Source organism: Agromyces neolithicus (genome assembly GCF_039529735.1).
Lineage (GTDB): Bacteria > Actinomycetota > Actinomycetes > Actinomycetales > Microbacteriaceae > Agromyces > Agromyces neolithicus.
Genome location: NZ_BAAANJ010000006.1, coordinates 262,852 through 282,432, shown reverse-complemented (window position 1 = coordinate 282,432; position 19,581 = coordinate 262,852). Strand labels below are relative to the sequence as shown.

Genomic DNA, 19,581 nt, shown 5'->3' with positions numbered 1-19,581 from the left:
GGGGGCTGAAGGGCGACCGCCTGCGGCCCACGGCGGCTCAGGCGGCGACGTCGCCCGCGGTGGGGCGCTTGCGCGCGCGATGCGCACGCACCTTCGCCCGGTTGCCGCACCGCTGCATCGAGCACCAGCGGCGAGTGGCCGCGCGTGAGGTGTCGAGGTAGACCATGCCGCAGTCGTCGCCCGAGCACACGCGGATGCGACCCGCGTTCGCGGGGGCGAAAAGGTCGACCGCGTCGCGCGCGATCGTCGACAGGGCCTGCGGCACGGTGTGCACCGAGCGGCCGACCTGCCGGGTGCCCCCGGCGATCGACGGGGGAACGTCGGGGGTCGCGGCGTACAGGTTGACCACGTCGATGTCGGCGGGCGACGGTGCCCGACCCGCGCTGGCGCGCATCGCCATGCGGCTGATCGCGTTGCGCAGCGAGATCGCGTCGAAGAGGTCGCGGGTGCGCGCGACGCCGATGGCGACCGGGTACCGCTCGCGCAGCCACGAGCTGAGGTCGTCGGGGGAGTGCAGCCGATCGGCCCGTGCCACGATGCCCGAGCCGGTGACACTGCCGGTCATGGTGCCGGTCGTGGCGAAGTCGAGCGCGAGCGACCCCGAGTCGAACCACCAGCGGGTGCCCTCGGCTGAGATGAGCCATTGCCCGACGGGGATCGACACGGTTGAGACGGGCACGCAACCAACCTACTGGGTGACGGGCTACTCGGCTGCCGCGCTCGCAGCCCTGCGACGCACGGCCGAGGTGATCTCGCGATGGTGCCAGATGATGAGGTTCGCCGTGTCGAATCCGCGGCGGCACAGCCCGCAGCTCAGCGGCCGACGCGGCTCGCGGTACCGGAAGTGCTCGTGGCCTGCCGGACACCGCCCGATCCATGGGGCGAGCTCATGCGCCACCTCGCCATCGTGCGTGCGACGACCCACGTAGCCGAGCTGCGCGGCGGTCGCAGCCCACTTGGGACCGTGCGCGGCGCGCGGGCCGGCGATGGCGTGGGCGACCTCGTGCAAGAGGATCTGGTGGATCTCGTTGTCGTCGTAGCGGGCCGCGAGGTAGCGCGACACCGAGATTCGCTTGGCCGTGTAGTTGCACAGGCCCGCGCGCTTCTTCGCGTTGTCGAACCCGAACGACCACTCGGCAGCATCGAGGTGCAGCACGATGAGCGCCTCTGCCCACCGCCGCACCCGTTCCAGATCCGCCATGGGTTGAGAATAGACCCGCGCGCCGACACGGGGAGTCGAATTCCGCATCCCCAGAACGGGGAGCAACGCAGCACTCAGCCGACTGCGTCGAGTTGCACCCGGAACAGCCGGTCGTCGCCCTCGCGCGGCGACCCCCGCCCGTCGGTGTTGTTGCCGATGAACCAGAGCATCCCGTCGGGTCCGGCCGTCACGTCGCGGATGCGCCCCAGCTCGCGAGGGAACCATTCCGTCGTCGTGAGCTCGCCGCCCGCCGTCGCGGGCGCGACCGACCAGATGCGCTCCCCGCGCAGCGCCGCGAGGAACAGGGTGTCGCCGACGATCGCGAGCCCCGACGGGCTCGCCTCCGACGTCGGCCACTGCATGACGGGGTTCACGAACCGCGGGTCATCCGCCGCCCCCTCGACGACCGGCCAGCCGTAGTTCGCACCCGGCTCGATGCGGTTGAGCTCATCCCACGTGTTCTGGCCGAACTCGGCCGCCCACATGCCGCCCGCGGCATCCCACGCGATGCCCTGCGGGTTGCGGTGCCCGAGCGACCACGTGAGGTTGTCGAACGGGTTGCCGGGGGCGGGCCCGCCCTCGGGCGTCATGCGCAGGATCTTGCCCGACAGCGATGCCGGGTCCTGCGCGGCATCGCGGTCGCCCGCGTCACCCGACGTCGCGTAGAGGAACCCGTCGGGCCCGAACGCGAGGCGACCGCCGTTGTGATTGCCCGCGCGCGGAATGCCGGTGAGAATCGGTTCGGCAGCACCGAGCTCGAACGCCCCCGGAACGCCGCGCAGCGACATCCGAACGATTCGATTGTCGGATGCCGCGGTGTGGTAGGCGTACACGAACGGCTCGCGTGCGCCCGTGCTCGGCCGGTACGCGATGCCCAGCAGTCCGCCCTCGCCGCCCGCGACGACGCCCGCCACCTCGCCGGCCACTCGCAGCGACCCGTCGTCGAGCACCTCGACGATGCGGCCCGTGTCGCGCTCGCTCACGAGCACGCCGCCGCCCGGCACCCGCAGGATCGACCACGGCGCCTCGAGGCCCGACGCGAGTACCTCGGGCTCGCCGGCCGGCAGCAGCACCGGGGGCGGTTCGACCGGCGCCGTCGCCGATGGGTTCGGCGGGGGGAACGGCGACGGGGCCACCGACGACGGCGGGGTGACGGCTTCGGGGGTGCAGGCTGTGAGCAGGCCGACGCCGACGGCGATCCAGACCGCGCGCACCGCGATCGCCCGCACACCGCTCACCGCGGCGCGCTCCCGCGCTGCCCGGTCGTGAGACGGCGTGCGTCGCATGGAGTCCCTCCCCGCTCAAGTGTGCCCGCGGCGGCGGCAGAATGGGAGCATGCGACCGGCGATCGATCTCAACAGCGACCTGGGCGAGTCCTTCGGCGCATGGCGCGTCGGCGACGATGAGGCGATGTTCACGCTCGTGTCCAGCGCCAACGTGGCATGCGGGTTCCACGCGGGCGACCCCATGACCATGGCCGCGAGCGCGCGCCTCGCCGCCCGCCACGGCGTGTCACTCGGCGCGCACCCCGGCTATCGCGACCTCGTCGGCTTCGGTCGCCGGGCACTCGAGACCACTCCGACTGAGATCGCCGCCGAGCTGCTCGCCCAGCTCGGCGCGCTCGACGGCGTCGCCCGGGCCGCCGGCACCCGTGTGAAGTACGTCAAGGCGCACGGTGCCCTCTACCACCGGCTCTCGGTCGACGCGGCCGCGGCGCGGGCGTTCGCCGACGCGGTCGCCGCCTACGACGCGACGCTGCCGATCCTCGGCCCGCCCATGAGCGCGATCGAGAAGGCGGCCCGCGAGGCCGGACTCGCGTTCGCTCGCGAGGCCTTCGTCGACCGGGGCTATGTCGCCGACGGCTCGCTCGCTCCACGCGGCGAACCCGGGGCGGTGATCGACGACCCGTCATCGGCATCCGATCGCGCACTCGAACTCGTCGAGACGGGCGGCATCACCGCCGACGACGGCAGCCGAGTCGAGCTCGCGCCCGACTCGCTGTGCCTGCACGGCGACACCCCCGGCGCGGTCGCGATCGGTCGCGCGGTGCGCGCCGCGCTCGAACGCGCCGGGCACCGCATCGAGGCGTTCGCGTGAGTCGTCGGCTGCTGCCCAGCGGCGAGACGGCCGTGCTCGTCGAGTGCGACGACCTCGACGAGGTGCTCGCCCTGCATGATGCACTCGTCGCCGACCGGCGGCCCGGGGTCATCGAGCTCGTGCCGGCGGCGCGCACGGTGCTCGTGGGGGTCGACCCCGACGTGCTGCCGCTCGAGTCGGCGATCACGTGGATCCGGCGCGTTCCGCCCGCGTCGCCTGCCGCCGCTGCGCCCGCGGACGCCGATGCCGCGACGATTCCCGTCGTGTACGACGGCGACGACCTCGCGGCGACGGCCCATCTGCTCGGCATCTCGACCGAGGCGCTCGTCGCCGCGCACCGGGCCGCGGCATGGCGGGTCGCCTTCGCGGGCTTCGCCCCGGGGTTCGGCTATCTCGTCTGCGACGACTGGCCCTATATGGTGCCCCGGCTCGACGCACCGCGAACGCGCGTGCCCGCGGGCTCCGTCGCGCTCGCCGGAGCCTTCGCGGGCGTGTACCCGCGACAGAGCCCGGGGGGCTGGCGGCTCATCGGCCGCACCGACGCGGTGCTGTGGGACGCGCAGGCCGACCCGCCCGCGCTGCTCACGCCCGGGCGTCGCGTGCGATTCGAGGTGGCCGCCTGATGTCACGGCTCGTCGTCGAGCAGCCCGGCGCGTTGGCCTTGGTCGAGGATCTCGGGCGCGCGGGGTTCGCGCACCTCGGCGTCTCGCGATCGGGGGCGCTCGATCGCGGCGCGGCGAAGCTCGCCAATCGCCTCGTGGGCAATCCCGACGGCCACGCGGTGCTCGAGGTGCTCGTCGGCGGGTTCCGGGCGCGGTTCGAAGACGCCGAGACGTGGTTCGCGGTCGCCGGTGGCTGGGGCCCGGTGGCCCTCGACGGCCGGCCGGTCGCACCGTACGCGGCGGCCCGCGCGCGCGCGGGTTCGGTGCTCGATCTCGGAGCCGCCGAGCGGGGCATCCGCTATGTGCTCGCGGTGCGGGGCGGCATCGATGAGCCGACGGTGCTCGGTTCGCGCTCACGTGACACGCTCGCCGCGCTCGGACCCGAGCCCGTCACGCCCGGCCGCGTGCTCGCGATCGGGGCCGAGCCCGCGGCGTCCGTGCCGCTCATCGACCAGGACGCGGCGTTCCCGCCCGCCAGCGGCGCCGTCACCCTCGCGCTCCTACCCGGGCCGCGCGCCGACTGGTTCACGGATGCCTCGCGCAGAGCCCTGTTCGACACGCCATGGCGCGTGTCCGAGCGGGCCGACAGGGTCGGCGTACGCCTCGTCGGCGCGCCCCTCACCCGCCGCGTCGAGGGCGAACTCGCGAGCGAGGCCACCGTGCCCGGGTCGATCCAGGTCGCGGGCGACGGCCAGCCGACGATCCTGCTCGCCGACGGGCCGGTCACGGGCGGCTACCCGGTCATCGCCATCGTCACGCCGGCCGCGCTCGACGCAGTGGCGCAGGTGCGCCCGGGCCAGGAGGTGAGATTCCGGCACGCGTGAAGGCGTGGAAGAAACACTTCACAGGTATCGCCGAGTATGGACGTGTCTTCCGAAACCGAACGCCTACGGATGTGCCCCGCGCCCTGCGCCACAACTTCGGAGATATGCACGCAATCGGATCGGGACGAACGATTCAGTCCGATTCGGTGAATATCGCCGAAGTTGTGGCGCGCGTCAGCCGCCGGGCTTCGCGAGGAACACGCTGCGCGCCGGCGGCGGCGACGGCACCGCCGTGGCATCGGTCACCACGGGGGCCCCCGCGATGAACCGGCGAAGCTCGTCACCCTCGACGAGCTTCGCCGGAGCGGGATCGCTCGCGAGGCGGCGCGGCATCGCATCGAACGGCAGCGGGGCGTTCGACGCGTACATGACGACGTTGCCGAAGCGCCGGCCCTTGAGCATCGCGGGGTCGGCCGCGATCGCGACGTGGTCGAAGACGTACGAGAGCGTCGACGCCTGCGATCGTGCGAACGCGAGGCCCGCGCCGTCGGCGACGTTCACCGCGACGATTCCGCCCGGCGCGAGCCGCGGCACGATCAGGCCGTAGAACTCGGCACTCGTGACGTGCGCGGGGGTGCGGGCACCCGAGAAGATGTCGACGATCGCGAGGTCGACCGCGCCGTCGAGGCCGCCGGGCAGCTTCGCCAGCACCTCGCGGGCATCGCCGTGGCGGATGCGCAGCTGGGCCCCGCGGGGGAGTGGCAGGTGCTCGCGCACGAGGTCGACGAGGTCGGACTCGAGTTCGACGACCTGCTGTCGCGAACCCGGGCGCGTGGCGATGACGTACCGGGGCAGGGTGAGCGCACCGCCGCCGAGGTGCACCGCCGTGATCGCCTCGCCCTCGGGACGCACGAGGTCGACGGCATGCCCGATGCGTCGCACGTACTCGAAGCCGAGCCACTCGGGACGCTCGAGCTCGACGTGCGACTGCGGCGTGCCGTCGACGTAGAGGGTCCACGAGCCGGGCGTCTGGCGGGACTCCTCGAGCCGGGCGAGGTGCCCGCTCACGGCGAGGCGGCGTTCGAGGTCTGGCACGCTGGCCACGCTACCCCCTGCCCGCGGTGCCCCTGACTGCCGCGAGTCAGCACGCTCCCCAGAGCGCGAAGTCGAGACGCGCGCCGGTGAGCACCTCGGCCGGATGCGGGCCGTTCGCCGCGAGCCGCTCCACGAGCCGGCCGGGCAGGCCGTCGGGAGCCGCGATGAGCACCGCGTTGCCCTCGTCGGCGCCCGAGAGCACCGCGGCGTCGCCCGTGACGAGCAGCTCGGCGGTCGGGTCGGCGCGGGCGACGGCGCGTGAGTGCGCGCGCAGTCGCGCAAGCCCCGCGGCATCGGCCACGTTCACGGCCAGCAGCCCGCCGGGGGCGACGAGCGCGAGACATCCGCTCATGAACGCCGGCGTCGCGACGAACGCCGGCGGTTCGAGCCTCGCGTACAGGTCGACGATGACGACGTCGAACGGCCGCTGCGACGCGAGGTCGTCGATGACGGATGCCGCGTCGCCGACCATGATCGCGATGTCGGCTCCGGCCGGCAGCGGCAGGCGGGCGAGCACCAGCTCGAGCAGCTCGGCATCGAGCTCGACGACCACCTGCCGTGAGCCGGGCCGGGTCGCGGCGACGTAGCGCGCGAGGGTCAGGGCGCCGCCGCCGAGATGCAGGGCGTGCACCGGCGAGCCCGGCGGCCCGATCGCGTCGATGACGTTGCCGATGCGGCGCACGTACTCGAAGAAGAGGCGTGTCGGATCGTCGGGGTCCACGTGCGACTGCGCGGTGCCGTCGACCAGCAGGGTGAGCCCGGAGGCCGAGAAGACGTCGGTCTCGAACTCGATGCGAGGGGGTGTCGGCACCTGAGCATCGTCCCACGCGAATCGCCCGGATCGCTGGGCCGGCCGGCCGGGCGGTTCGCGATCGGGTCAGGGGCTCAGCGGCCGAAGAGACGCGCCAAGAATCCGGTGGACGGTTCGTTCCGGTGTCCGGCGCAGCGCTGGTTGAGCGGGATGCCGCGCATGACCTGGTCGACGTGCTGGCCGCAGCCGGCCCAGGTGGTCTTGCCGCAGACGCTGCAGGTGACGGGACTGCACATGGTGGTTCTCCTCGAATGTCGGGGTTCGGGTCGGGCTCGCGATCGATGCCGGTTCGACGTGCACGATCGGGAGTGGGCTCATGCGGCGCGAGTACCAGCGGGTGCGGGGGCGACGAGGCGGCGTGAGTCGATGCCGGCCCGCCAGGTCAGGTAGCCGCCGTCGAGGTTGACCGCGTCGCGGCCGTGCTGCGCGAGCAGGCGCACCGCCGTGTGGCCGCGCTGGCCGACCTTGCAGTGAACGACGAGTCGACCCTCGGGCAGCTCGTCGAGACGGTCGCGGAGTTCGTCGAGGGGAATTCGCAAGGAACCCGGAACGGCGCCCTCGTCGACCTCGCCCGCGGTACGGATGTCGAGGACGGTGGCTCCGGCCTCGACGGCGCGGTCGACCTCATGCCACTGAATGGACGGGGTGAGTCCGTCGGCGGCGTTCATGGCGACGTAGCCGAGCATGTTGACCGGGTCTTTCGCCGAGGAGTACTGCGGCGCGTACGCCAGTTCGAGTTCGGCGAGCTCGGAGGCGGTGATGCCGCCCGCCATCGCGGTGGCGATCACATCGATGCGCTTGTCGACGCCGTCGCCGCCGACGCCCTGCACACCGAGGATGAGGTCGGTCTCGGCGTCGACGAGGAGCTTCAGCGACATCGTCTCGGCGCCCGGGTAGTAGCCGGTGTGCGAGGCGGGGTGGGTGTGCAGCACCCGGATGTCGCGACCGCGCGAGCGCAACAGCTTCTCGTTCCAGCCGGTGGCGGCCACGGTGAGCCCCATGACGCCGACGACGGCGGTGCCGAGTGCGTCGCGCACGCGGATGTCGCGACCGGTGATGGCGTCGGCCGCGAGCCGGCCGTGCCGGTTGGCGAGGCCCGCGAGAGCGATGAGGCGGTGTTCGCCGGTGATGGCGTCGACCTTCTCGACGGCATCGCCGATGGCCCAGATGTGCGGGTCGCTCGTGCGCAGCCGGTCGTCGACCCGGATGCCGCCGCGCTCGCCGAGTTCGAGGCCGGCGGCTCGAGCGAGCCCGGTCTCGGGGCGCACGCCGACGGAGCCGAGCACGAACTCGGCCGCAACGACCGAGCCGTCGTCGAGCATGGCGGAGCCGGGCCCGATCTCGACGACCTCGGTGCCGAGCCGCACGTCGACCCCGCGGTCGATGAGCCGCTGCGCCACGGGGCCGGCCATCTCGGGGTCGACCGGCGGCAGTACTTGATCGGCGAGCTCGACGAGGGCGACGTCGATGCCCCGGTGCGCGAGGTTCTCGACCATCTCGAGGCCGATGAACCCGGCCCCGATGACGAGGGCCGTCCGCGGCTTGGCCTCGAGGCGCGACATGGCGGCGTCGAGGTCGTCGATATTCCACAGGGAGAGCATTCGCTCGCCGCCGGGCATCGGCGGGCGGATCGGCACAGACCCCGGCGAGAGCACGAGCGCGTCGAACGGCAGCACCGTCTGCTCGCCGGTCGTGAGGTCGCGGGCCGTGACGGTGCGCGCCGCGCGGTCGATCGCGACGGCCTCGGTGCGCACGCGCACGTCGAGGTCGAACCGAGAGCGCAGCGACTCAGGGGTCTGCAGCAGCAGGCTGGAGCGCTCTTCGATCACACCGCCGAGGTGATAGGGCAGGCCGCAGTTGGCGAACGAGACGTGGCCGCCGCGCTCGAGGACGGTGATCTGTGCGTGCTCGTCGAGCCTGCGCAGTCGCGTCGCGACGGACATTCCGCCGGCGACGCCGCCGATGATGAGGTAGCGCTTGGAAGTCATGGCACCGATCGTAAAATACCCACGGGGTATTGTCAAAATACCTCAGGGGTATTGTTCGGCCGAGGATCGGACACTACTCAGGCCAGCGAGAGGAAGAGCTTCTCGAGGTCCTCGAATGTGAGCGACTCGCCTGTGGCGGCGCCCGACTGCTCGGCGCCGGCCTGGTCGGTCGCGCAGTCGCGCATGGCGACCGAGATGACGGCGAAGCCCGCCCGGTCGAGCGCGCTCGAGACCGCCGAGAGTTGCGTCACGACGGTGCGGCAGTCGGCGCCCGATTCGACGGACTCGATCACGGCGTTCAGCTGCCCCCGCGCGCGCTTCAGTCGATTCGCGATTCGGCGCTGGGCTTCGCTGGATGTCTCGGTCACCGTGTCCTCCGTCTGGTCAGCCGCTTCGGTCGTGTCGTCGATACGGGCGGCGCAGTGCCGCACCGGTATTCTATCGATACCCCAGGGGTATGGATCCTTCCGCGGAAAGCCGGGGCTCGTGGCGTCCGCGCGCCGACTCGAAGCTGGGTTATACCTGAGATCTGCGGCGAGGTCAAGAATCGACTGGACACGGCGTGCCATGCGCCCTATAGTTAACCTTTGCGCTCCCAGACCCACCATGCCTTCATATTGCGGTCGGCTTCGTGCGTGTCGAGACTCCCGGTCTCCGGCATCCGCACCTCGTCTGAGGGGTACTCAACTCTCCGCTACCGACAGTGAACCGGCCGATGGGCCATGGAGGTTATTCACTTGGCTGCTGCGCGCAACGCAACCACGCCCACCCCCAAGAACGGACGCGGTGCCAGCCGCCTCTCGTTCGCGAAGGTCACCGATACCCTCACGGTACCCGACCTGCTCGCACTCCAGACCGAGAGCTTCGACTGGCTCGTCGGAAACGACACCTGGAAGGCTCGCCTCGCCGAAGGCAAGGCCGCAGGCCGCCAAGACCTGCCCGAGACCACCGGTCTTGAAGAGATCTTCGAGGAGATCTCCCCGATCGAAGACCTCGGCGAGACCATGCAGCTCTCGTTCACGAACCCCGAGCTCGAGCCGCCGAAGTACACGATCGACGAGTGCAAAGAGAAGTCGAAGACCTACTCCGCCCCGCTCTACGTGAACGCGGAGTTCATGAACCACCTCACGGGTGAGATCAAGACCCAGACGGTCTTCATGGGCGACTTCCCCCTGATGACCCCCAAGGGCACCTTCGTCATCAACGGCACCGAGCGCGTCGTCGTCTCGCAGCTCGTGCGTTCGCCCGGCGTCTACTTCGAGCGCACCCCCGAGAAGACCAGCGACAAAGACATCTACTCGGCACGCGTCATCCCGAGCCGGGGAGCATGGCTCGAGTTCGAGATCGACAAGCGCGACCAGGTCGGCGTTCGCATCGACCGCAAGCGCAAGCAGTCGGTCACGGTGTTCCTGAAGGCCCTCGGCCTCACCTCCGAAGAGATCCTCGAGGAGTTCGCCGGCTACGAGTCGATCGCCCTGACCCTCGAGAAGGACAACATCCTCACGAAGGAAGAGGCGCTCAAGGACATCTACCGCAAGCTGCGCCCGGGCGAGCAGGTCGCCGCCGAAGCTGCGCGTGCGCTGCTCGACAACTTCTACTTCAACCCGAAGCGCTATGACCTCGCCAAGGTCGGCCGCTACAAGATCAACAACAAGCTCGGTCTCGAGGCGCCGCTCACCGACTCGGTGCTCACGGTGCAAGACATCGTGGCCACGATCAAGTACCTCGTCGCCCTCCACGACGAGCGCACCACGATCGCCGGTCGCCGCGGTGGCAAGGCCGTCGACATCCGGCTCGACGTCGACGACATCGACAACTTCGGCAACCGTCGCATCCGCGCGGTCGGCGAGCTCATCCAGAACCAGGTGCGCACCGGCCTCAGCCGCATGGAGCGCGTCGTTCGCGAGCGCATGACGACGCAGGACATCGAGGCGATCACCCCGCAGACCCTGATCAACGTGCGACCCGTCGTCGCCGCGATCAAGGAGTTCTTCGGCACCTCGCAGCTGTCGCAGTTCATGGACCAGAACAACCCGCTCGCGGGCCTCACGCACAAGCGTCGCCTCTCGGCGCTCGGCCCCGGCGGCCTCTCGCGTGATCGCGCGGGCGTCGAGGTGCGCGACGTGCACCCCTCGCACTACGGCCGCATGTGCCCGATCGAGACGCCCGAAGGCCCGAACATCGGTCTCATCGGCTCGCTCGCATCGTTCGCGCGCATCAACTCGTTCGGCTTCATCGAGACGCCGTACCGCAAGGTCGTGAACGGCAAGGTCACCGAGCAGATCGACTACCTCACCGCGATGGAAGAAGACGACTACATCGTCGCGCAGGCGAACGCCCCGCTGACGAAGGACTCGCACTTCGCCGAGCAGCGCGTGCTCGCCCGCAAGAAGGGCGGCGAGGTCGACCTGTTCCCCGCCGACGAGATCGGCTACATGGACGTCTCGCCGCGCCAGATGGTGTCGGTGGCGACCTCGCTCATCCCGTTCCTCGAGCACGACGACGCGAACCGCGCCCTCATGGGTGCGAACATGCAGCGTCAGGCGGTGCCGCTGCTGCGCAGCGACTCGCCGTTCGTCGGAACGGGCATGGAGGGCTACGCCGCGATCGACGCCGGTGACGTCATCACTGCCGACAGCTCCGGTGTCGTCACCGAGGTCTCGGCAGACTCCGTCACGGTGCAGCTCGACGAGGGCGGAACGCAGACGTACTTCCTGCGCAAGTTCGACCGCTCGAACCAGGGCACGTCGTACAACAACCGCGTCATCGTGAATGCGGGCGAGCGCGTCGAGGCCGGCGAGGTCATCGCCGACGGTCCCGCGACCGACAACGGCGAACTCGCGCTCGGCAAGAACCTGCTCGTCGCGTTCATGCCGTGGGAGGGTCACAACTTCGAGGACGCGATCATCCTCAGCCAGAACCTCGTGAAGGACGACGTGCTCTCGTCGATCCACATCGAGGAGTACGAGGTCGACGCGCGCGACACGAAGCTCGGTAAAGAGGAGATCACCCGTGACCTCCCCAACGTGAGCCCCGACCTGCTCGCCGACCTCGACGAGCGCGGCATCATCCGCATCGGCGCCGAGGTGCGACCCGGCGACATCCTCGTCGGCAAGGTCACACCGAAGGGCGAGACCGAGCTGTCGGCCGAAGAGCGCCTGCTGCGCGCGATCTTCAACGAGAAGAGCCGCGAGGTTCGCGACACGTCGCTGAAGGTTCCCCACGGTGAGCAGGGCACGATCATCGCCGTCAAGGTGTTCGACGCGCAAGACGGCGACGACGAGCTCGGCTCGGGCGTCAACCAGCGCGTGGTCGTGTACATCGCGCAGAAGCGCAAGATCACCGAGGGCGACAAGCTCGCCGGCCGTCACGGCAACAAGGGCGTCATCTCGAAGATCCTCCCGGTCGAGGACATGCCGTTCCTCGCCGACGGAACTCCGGTCGACGTGATCCTGAACCCACTCGGCATCCCCGGCCGCATGAACTTCGGCCAGGTGCTCGAGACCCACCTCGGGTGGGTCGCCAAGCAGGGCTGGAAGGTCGAGGGCAACCCGGCGTGGGCCAAGAAGCTCCCGAAGGACGCCCACGAGGCCGCGCCCGGCACCAAGGTCGCGACCCCGGTGTTCGACGGGGCGTTCGAAGAGGAGATCGCGGGTCTGCTCGACTCGACGCTTCCCAACCGCGACGGCGAGCGACTCATCGACTCGAGCGGCAAGACGCAGCTCTTCGACGGCCGCTCGGGCGAGCCCTACCCGTACCCGGTCTCGGTCGGTTACATGTACATCCTCAAGCTGCACCACCTCGTCGACGACAAGATCCACGCGCGTTCGACGGGGCCGTACTCGATGATCACCCAGCAGCCGCTCGGTGGTAAGGCGCAGTTCGGTGGTCAGCGATTCGGTGAGATGGAGGTCTGGGCGCTCCAGGCCTACGGCGCGGCCTACGCGCTGCAGGAACTCCTCACGATCAAGTCCGACGACATCCTCGGCCGCGTCAAGGTGTACGAGGCGATCGTCAAGGGCGAGAACATCCAGGAGCCCGGCATCCCCGAGTCCTTCAAGGTGCTCATGAAAGAGATGCAGTCGCTCTGCCTGAACGTCGAGGTGCTCTCGGCCGACGGCACGGCGGTCTCGCTCCGCGACACCGACGACGAGGCCTTCCGCGCTGCGGAAGAGCTCGGCATCAACATCTCCGCGCGCTTCGAATCGTCGAACATCGACGAGATCTAAGCCAGGCCAGTAGACGACTACAGAACTTTCCAAGGAGAGAAATTGCTCGACGCAACGACTTTTGACGAGCTTCGCATCGGCCTGGCCACCGCAGAGGACATCCGCAAGTGGTCCTACGGTGAGGTCAAGAAGCCCGAGACCATCAACTACCGCACCCTGAAGCCCGAGAAGGACGGTCTGTTCGGTGAGCAGATCTTCGGCCCGAGCCGCGACTGGGAGTGCGCCTGCGGCAAGTACAAGCGCGTGCGCTTCAAGGGCATCGTCTGTGAGCGATGCGGTGTCGAGGTCACCAAGTCCTCGGTGCGTCGTGAGCGCATGGGCCACATCGAGCTCGCCGCCCCGGTCACGCACATCTGGTACTTCAAGGGTGTGCCCAGCCGACTCGGCTACCTGCTCGACATGGCGCCGAAAGACCTCGAGAAGGTCATCTACTTCGCCGCCTACATGGTGATCGACGTCGACGACGAGGGTCGTCACGCCGACATGCCGGGTCTCGAGAACGAGCTCCGCCTCGAGATCAAGACCATCGGCGACCAGCGCGACGCGCGCATCGCCGAGCTCATGAAGCGCAAAGAGGCTGAGCTCGAGCAGCTCGAGGCCGAGGGCGCCAAGAGCGACCAGCGCAAGCGCGCCGAAGCGGCCGCCGACAAGGAGATGACGCAGGTCCGCAAGTCGGGCGACGAGCAGATCGCGCACCTCGAGCGCGTGTGGGAGGACTTCCGCACCCTCAAGGTCGGCGACCTCAAGCCCGAGGACTCCGTGTTCCACGAGCTGCAGGATCGCTTCGGCATGTACTTCGACGCCTACATGGGCGCCGAGGCCATCAAGAAGCGCCTGCTCTCGTTCGACCTGGCCGCCGAGGCCGAAGACCTGCACCTGCAGATCGCCGAGGGCAAGGGTCAGAAAAAGATCCGCGCCATCAAGCGACTGCGCGTCGTGAACTCGTTCCTCGCCACGGGCAACTCGCCCGCCGCGATGGTGCTCGATGTCGTGCCGGTGATCCCGCCCGAGCTGCGCCCGATGGTGCAGCTCGACGGTGGCCGATTCGCGACATCCGATCTCAACGACCTCTACCGTCGCGTGATCAACCGCAACAACCGCCTGCGTCGCCTGCTCGACCTCGGTGCCCCCGAGATCATCGTGAACAACGAGAAGCGCATGCTGCAGGAGGCCGTCGACGCACTGTTCGACAACGGCCGCCGCGGTCGTCCGGTCACGGGTACCGGCAACCGCGCCCTCAAGTCACTGAGCGACATGCTCAAGGGCAAGCAGGGCCGGTTCCGCCAGAACCTGCTCGGCAAGCGCGTCGACTACTCGGGCCGTTCGGTCATCGTCGTCGGCCCGCAGCTGAAGCTGCACCAGTGCGGTCTGCCCAAGCAGATGGCGCTCGAGCTCTTCAAGCCGTTCGTCATCAAGCGCCTCATCGACCTGAGCCACGCGCAGAACATCAAGGCTGCCAAGCGCATGGTCGAGCGTTCGCGCCCCCAGGTCTGGGACGTGCTCGAAGAGATCATCCGGGAGCGCCCGGTTCTCCTGAACCGTGCACCCACGCTGCACCGCCTCGGCATCCAGGCCTTCGAACCGCAGCTCGTCGAGGGCAAGGCCATCCAGCTGCACCCGCTCGTGTGTGCCGCATTCAACGCCGACTTCGACGGCGACCAGATGGCCGTGCACCTGCCGCTGTCGGTCGAGGCCCAGGCCGAGGCGCGCATCCTGATGCTCGCGTCGAACAACATCCTGAAGCCGTCCGACGGGCGACCGGTGACCCTGCCCTCGCAGGACATGATCATCGGCCTGCACCACCTGACGACCGAGAAGCCCGGCGGCGCCGGCGAGGGTCGCGCGTTCTCGTCGATCGCCGAGGCGATCCTCGCGTTCGACCAGAACAAGCCGGGCGAGCTCGCGCTCGACCTCGGTGCGAAGGTGAAGATCCGTCTCGACGGCCTGCACTTCGCCGATGGCGAGGAGCCCGAGGGCTTCGAGTCGGGCAAGCCGTTCCTGATCGAGACGACCCTCGGCCGCGCGCTCTTCAACGAGGCGCTCCCTGTCGACTACCCGTTCTTCAACAAGCAGGCGGGCAAGGGCCAGATCTCCGAGATCGTCAACGACCTCGCCGAGCGCTACCCGAAGACCGAGGTCGCCGCGACCCTCGACCGCATCAAGGACGCCGGCTTCCGCTGGGCGACCCGATCGGGCGTGACCGTCGCGCTCTCCGACATCGTGACCCCGCCGAACAAGGGCGAGATCGTCTCGAAGTACGAGAAGCAGGCCGCCAAGGTGCAGTCGCAGTTCGAGAAGGGTCTCACGACCGACCTCGAGCGTCGTCAGGAGCTCATCCAGATCTGGACGAAGGCCACCGACGAGGTCGCGGTCGCGATGCGCGAGAACTTCGCGACCGACAACACCATCAACCGCATGGTCACGTCAGGTGCTCGTGGTAACTGGCTGCAGGTGCGCAACATCGCCGGCATGCGAGGCCTCGTGAACAACCCGAAGGGTGAGATCATCCCTCGCCCGATCATCTCCTCGTACCGCGAGGGGCTGTCGGTGGCCGAGTACTTCATCGCGACGCACGGTGCCCGCAAGGGCCTGGCCGACACGGCTCTCCGTACGGCCGACTCGGGTTACCTCACGCGTCGTCTCGTCGACGTCTCGCAGGATGTCATCATCCGTGAAGACGACTGTGGCACGACCAAGGGCCTCGACCTTCCGATCGCTGCGGTCGACGCCTCGGGCGAGCTCGTTCGCGACCCGAACGTCGAGAACGCGGTCTACGCCCGCAGCCTCGCCGCCGACGCGGTCGACGCCAAGGGCGAGGTCGTCGCCGAAGCCGGTGCCGACGTCGGTGACGTGCTCATCGACAAGCTCGTCGGCGCGGGCGTCGAGTCGATCAAGGTGCGCTCCGTGCTCACCTGCGAGTCGAGCGTCGGCGTCTGCGCGAAGTGCTACGGCCGTTCGCTCGCGACCGGCAAGCTCGTCGACATCGGCGAGGCCGTCGGCATCATCGCGGCCCAGTCGATCGGTGAGCCCGGCACCCAGCTCACGATGCGTACCTTCCACACCGGTGGTTCGGCCTCGGCCGACGACATCACGCAGGGTCTTCCCCGCGTGCAGGAGCTCTTCGAGGCGCGTACTCCCAAGGGTGCGTCGCCCATCGTCGAGGCCCCGGGTCGCATCACGATCGACGAGACCGACAAGCAGCGCAAGGTCATCCTCACGCCCGACAACGGCGACGAGCCGATCGCGTACAACGTGCTCAAGCGCTCGACGCTGCTCGTCGAGGACGGCCAGCACGTCGAGCTCGGCCAGCAGCTGATCGTCGGCACGGTCGACCCCAAGGAGGTCCTGCGGGTCAAGGGCGTGCGCGAGGTGCAGAAGCACCTCGTCAACGGCGTGCAAGACGTGTACCGCTCGCAGGGCGTGCCCATCCACGACAAGCACATCGAGGTCATCGTGCGGCAGATGCTGCGCAAGGTCACGGTCGTCGACCACGGCGACACCGACCTGCTGCCCGGCGAGCTCGTCGACCGCCTGAAGTACAACGGCATCAACCGTGCCGCGCTCACCGAAGGCAAGAAGACGGCTTCGGCACGCCAAGAGGTCATGGGCATCACCAAGGCGTCGCTGGCGACCGAGTCGTGGCTGTCGGCCGCGTCCTTCCAGGAGACGACCCGCGTGCTCACGCAGGCCGCCATGGAGGGCAAGTCCGACCCGCTGGTCGGCCTCAAGGAGAACGTGATCATCGGCAAGCTCATCCCCGCCGGCACCGGACTGCAGAAGTACCGGAACGTCGCGGTGGAGGCAACCGAAGAGGCGAAGGCGGAGCGTTACCCGAACCGCATCTTCACCGACGACGCGGCCTTCAGCGAGGGCGACCTCAGCTTCGTCGACTTCGACGCGTTCTCGAGCGACGACTTCACGCCCGGCAACTACAGCTGATCCAGGTGATCGATTCGTGCCGCCACGGCGGTGCGAATCGAGCTCCGCACGAAGGGCCCCGAGAGATCGGGGCCCTTCGGCGTCGGTGCGCGGTACGGGCCGCGACAACTCCTCGGCCGGCCGGCGACGGCGTCGTCACGGCGATCTCCGAACTGAAACGCGCGCGGCGCGGGATAAGGCGCTCGGGCGTGTCGCGGCGTTAAGGTGGAGGCCGAATGTGGGCGCGACGGTGCCCGGAAGGAGCGCGACCATGAGCAGCACGACTCCCGGTTCCGAGCCCGGCCGCGCCGACGACGCGTCGCATCTTCCCGAAGAGACGCCGGTCGACGCGACCGCCGACGAGTCGACGCTGTTCGACGCGACCGCCGACGAGTCGACGCCCGAAACGGCACCCGATGAGATGGCGCCCGACCAGTCGACGCCTGCAGCGGCACACGACGAGTCAGCGCCCGACGAGACGTCGCCCGATGACGCCGACGTCGACGAATCGGCGCGCGAACGCCCCGCAGACGAAGAGGGGGCAGTCGCCGACAAACCCGAGCCCGAGCCCGAGCCCGAATCCGAATCCGAATCCGAGCCCGAATCCGAATCCGAATCCGAATCCGAGCCCGACCCCACCGATCGCGAGCCCGAGCCCGAGCCCGAAGCGTCGGCCTCTCCCCTCGACGAGGCGGTCGCCCGCGCGAACGCCGGCGCTGCGGCATCCGATGACGACGGCGTCGACGATGCCGACGTGACGCCGGCGCCGGTCGCCGCCGACTCGGTACGACGCGAGACCTACGTGCCGGCCTCGACGGCCGCGACCAGCGCCGCGGTGGGTGCGGCGACCCTCGCGCCCGAGCCCGAGCCGCTCTACGTCGCGCCGACCCCGGCTCCGCAGACCGTCTACGTGCAGGCGCCCAACCCGCCGAAGGCGAAGGGCAACCGCGGCTTCGGCATTCTGGTCGCCCTCATCGGCACGGTGCTGTTCGCGCTGCTGTATGCCGCGATCGGCTACCTCGTGCTGCTCACCGGGCAAGACCCATCGACCGTCTTCGCCCAGTTCCTCACGCGCGCCGTGTTCTGGGTGCCGGTCGCGGCGTTCTTCGTGGGTTTCATGGTGCTCGCCGCGATCATCAACCGCGGCCCGTGGTGGACCTACGCGGTGTTCGGTCTGCTCGTCGCAGCGCTCGTCTACTTCTCGTACATCGGTGGGGCGCTGCTCACGGTCGAGGCGTGGACCCTCTCGTTCGAAGAGGCGTCGGAGTTCGTGTCGCAGCGCTGGCTCGATCCGTTCGCGATCATCGCGGCGGCGATCGCCCGCGAGATTCCGATCTGGCTCGGCGGCTGGATCGCGGCGCGCGGCCGCGCCGTCACCGAGCGCAACCGGCTCGCACTCGAGGAGTACGACCGGCAGATCGCGGCAGGGCCGCAGGTGCAGCGGAGCTAGTCGCTGCAGGCGATCAGCGGGTCGTCGGGTGCGTCGACCGCGACCGGGTCGCCCCATGCCGAGAAGGTGAACGACCCGTCGCCGCTGGTGTCGCCCGCCGTGAACTCCGCGGGCAGCGGCGCGCCCTCGCGCGCGACGGTCATGATGCCGACCGGCGCTTCGGCCGAGCCGATGATCACCTCGACGACCGTGTCGGCGTCGGCGGGCGTCTCGACGGCGATCGACTCGCCGGTGCCGAGCAGCGATGCGACGAGCTCTGCCGGATCGAGGAGCGGCGCCCACTCGTCGCGCGCGCTCGTCGTGCCGATCGAGCACACCCACCCGCGTGCGGCGGCGTCGAGCGCGGTCGCGGTCGCGTACGCGTCGTTGCCGGTCGTGTAGGTGCGTCCGTCGACCATGACGACGTGCGCCCGCTGGTCGCCGGCTGCGAACGAAGCGGATGACCCGGCGGGGCCGCCCTCGTATTCGACGGTCAGCCCGCGGCCGGGCGCGGGCTCGGTGTCGGGGCTTGCCGCGGTGAGTTCGGTGAACGTGCCCGAGTAGCGCACCGTGCCCGCGGAGCGCACGGCGTCGACGATCTCGTCGGCTGCGGCGGTGCCGTCGAGCAGCCAGAGCCCGTTGCCCGAGATGGGGTCGTCGGTCGGGGAGGGGCCGAGGTCGGGCGTCGCGATGACCTGCGTCGACGCACCCGCGCACCCGGCGAGCAGCAGCGCGACCGTGATGCCGGCCGCGCCGGCGAGTGCTCGTCGCCTGCGGGTCATGGCGAGGTCGGTCACGCGCCGAGGTCGGCGACGCAGGCGCTCTGGCCGCGCTGCGACCCGAGCGTCGCGGCGTCGAGCGACACGTCGGCGGTCGTCGAGGCGGGGCGCACCACGAAGCACGTGTCGCTCTCGTACAGTGCGGTCGCGGCCGGCACCCAGGCCTCGTGGCCGTGCACCAGCTGGGTGAGGTCGACGATCTCGCCGTCGCCGTGCACCGCGTAGAGGGCGACGTCGCCGTGGGGGTCGCCCCACGTCAGGTGCACGTTGCCGCCGTCGTCGGCGATGTCGAGCCCGGTGACCCGCACCGAGTCGTCGGTGAGGGCCGAGATGACGAGCCAGGCCGCGAGCCCGAGAAGGGCGAGCACGGTGAGCCCGATCGACACGATGAAGGCGGGGTGGCGCCACCATTTGCGTTCGGCCTGGGGGGCTTCGGCGAGCTCGGGCAGCACCGAACCGGTGGTGCCGAGCGGGCGCACGGCGCCCGCGGTGTCGAGTCGTGGCTGCCCGGCGGCGGTGCCGATCACGGTGCGCGCGGCAACGGGTGGCCGCAGATCGTCGGACATCGCTCCCCTTCGTGTACCGCGCGGATGGCGGGGCGTATCGGC

Annotated in this window: 16 protein-coding genes; 6 read left to right on the top strand and 10 right to left on the bottom strand. The window is 69.9% G+C overall.

All coding sequences use genetic code 11. The annotated features are described in order from the left end of the window. Positions 1–37: 37 nt before the first annotated feature. The 3 genes from ABD164_RS10180 to ABD164_RS10170 all read right to left on the bottom strand — a co-directional run bounded on the left by ABD164_RS10180 (position 38) and on the right by ABD164_RS10170 (position 2,487). Positions 38–679, bottom strand: coding sequence for a CGNR zinc finger domain-containing protein (locus ABD164_RS10180; protein WP_344295840.1), 642 nt, complete (start codon positions 677–679; stop codon positions 38–40). Positions 680–703: 24 nt separating this feature from the next. Further along, positions 704–1,201: a SprT-like domain-containing protein gene (locus tag ABD164_RS10175; protein ID WP_344295838.1), complete on the bottom strand. Its 498-nt coding sequence runs from the start codon at positions 1,199–1,201 to the stop codon at positions 704–706. A gap of 74 nt (positions 1,202–1,275) precedes the next feature. After that, on the bottom strand, positions 1,276–2,487 hold the full coding sequence (locus ABD164_RS10170) for a PQQ-dependent sugar dehydrogenase (protein ID WP_344295837.1): 1,212 nt from the start codon (positions 2,485–2,487) through the stop codon (positions 1,276–1,278). A gap of 49 nt (positions 2,488–2,536) precedes the next feature. Between ABD164_RS10170 and ABD164_RS10165 the strand changes: the two genes are divergently transcribed. From ABD164_RS10165 to ABD164_RS10155, 3 genes are read left to right on the top strand one after another with little or no spacing between them, the layout of a single operon-like run. Beyond that, entirely contained in the window at positions 2,537–3,298 is a 762-nt protein-coding gene (locus tag ABD164_RS10165; RefSeq protein WP_344295836.1) for a LamB/YcsF family protein, read from the top strand. Beyond that, positions 3,295–3,921: a 5-oxoprolinase subunit B family protein gene (locus ABD164_RS10160; RefSeq protein WP_344295834.1), complete on the top strand. Its 627-nt coding sequence runs from the start codon at positions 3,295–3,297 to the stop codon at positions 3,919–3,921. The genes ABD164_RS10165 and ABD164_RS10160 overlap by 4 nt, the downstream gene beginning before the upstream one ends. Next, entirely contained in the window at positions 3,921–4,784 is an 864-nt protein-coding gene (locus ABD164_RS10155; RefSeq protein WP_344295832.1) for a 5-oxoprolinase subunit C family protein, read from the top strand. The genes ABD164_RS10160 and ABD164_RS10155 overlap by 1 nt, the downstream gene beginning before the upstream one ends. A 174-nt stretch (positions 4,785–4,958) precedes the next feature. Here the strand turns inward: ABD164_RS10155 and ABD164_RS10150 are convergent, their stop codons facing one another. From ABD164_RS10150 to ABD164_RS10130, 5 genes are all read right to left on the bottom strand, one after another. Further along, a complete protein-coding gene (locus tag ABD164_RS10150) occupies positions 4,959–5,819 on the bottom strand; it encodes a spermidine synthase (protein WP_344295830.1) in 861 nt (286 codons plus the stop codon). Positions 5,820–5,865: 46 nt separating this feature from the next. Next, the gene (locus tag ABD164_RS10145) at positions 5,866–6,630 is read right to left on the bottom strand and encodes a spermidine synthase (protein ID WP_344295829.1); all 765 of its coding nucleotides are present in this window, start codon (positions 6,628–6,630) and stop codon (positions 5,866–5,868) included. Between the two features lie 74 nt (positions 6,631–6,704). Beyond that, entirely contained in the window at positions 6,705–6,866 is a 162-nt protein-coding gene (locus ABD164_RS10140; RefSeq protein ID WP_344295828.1) for a hypothetical protein, read from the bottom strand. A gap of 78 nt (positions 6,867–6,944) precedes the next feature. Continuing rightward, the gene (locus tag ABD164_RS10135; RefSeq protein WP_344295826.1) at positions 6,945–8,618 is read right to left on the bottom strand and encodes an FAD-dependent oxidoreductase; all 1,674 of its coding nucleotides are present in this window, start codon (positions 8,616–8,618) and stop codon (positions 6,945–6,947) included. Between the two features lie 77 nt (positions 8,619–8,695). Beyond that, on the bottom strand, positions 8,696–8,986 hold the full coding sequence (locus ABD164_RS10130; protein WP_344295825.1) for a metal-sensitive transcriptional regulator: 291 nt from the start codon (positions 8,984–8,986) through the stop codon (positions 8,696–8,698). A 369-nt stretch (positions 8,987–9,355) separates the two neighbouring features. On the opposite strand from ABD164_RS10130, the gene rpoB reads away from it, so the two are divergent. From rpoB to ABD164_RS10115, 3 genes are all read left to right on the top strand, one after another. Next, the gene (gene rpoB / locus ABD164_RS10125) at positions 9,356–12,847 is read left to right on the top strand and encodes a DNA-directed RNA polymerase subunit beta (RefSeq protein WP_344295823.1); all 3,492 of its coding nucleotides are present in this window, start codon (positions 9,356–9,358) and stop codon (positions 12,845–12,847) included. A gap of 42 nt (positions 12,848–12,889) precedes the next feature. Continuing rightward, positions 12,890–16,786, top strand: coding sequence for a DNA-directed RNA polymerase subunit beta' (rpoC, locus tag ABD164_RS10120; protein WP_344295822.1), 3,897 nt, complete (start codon positions 12,890–12,892; stop codon positions 16,784–16,786). A gap of 250 nt (positions 16,787–17,036) precedes the next feature. Next, positions 17,037–18,215: an Asp23/Gls24 family envelope stress response protein gene (locus ABD164_RS10115; RefSeq protein WP_344295820.1), complete on the top strand. Its 1,179-nt coding sequence runs from the start codon at positions 17,037–17,039 to the stop codon at positions 18,213–18,215. Here the strand turns inward: ABD164_RS10115 and ABD164_RS10110 are convergent. Together ABD164_RS10110 and ABD164_RS10105 are read right to left on the bottom strand one after the other, a co-directional pair. Further along, positions 18,212–18,991: a hypothetical protein gene (locus ABD164_RS10110; protein WP_344295819.1), complete on the bottom strand. Its 780-nt coding sequence runs from the start codon at positions 18,989–18,991 to the stop codon at positions 18,212–18,214. The genes ABD164_RS10115 and ABD164_RS10110 overlap by 4 nt on opposite strands. Beyond that, complete coding sequence (locus ABD164_RS10105) at positions 18,988–19,539, bottom strand: hypothetical protein (RefSeq protein WP_344295818.1); 552 nt, start codon at positions 19,537–19,539, stop codon at positions 18,988–18,990. Before ABD164_RS10105 ends, ABD164_RS10110 begins: the two co-directional genes overlap by 4 nt. Between the last annotated feature and the right edge of the window lie 42 nt (positions 19,540–19,581).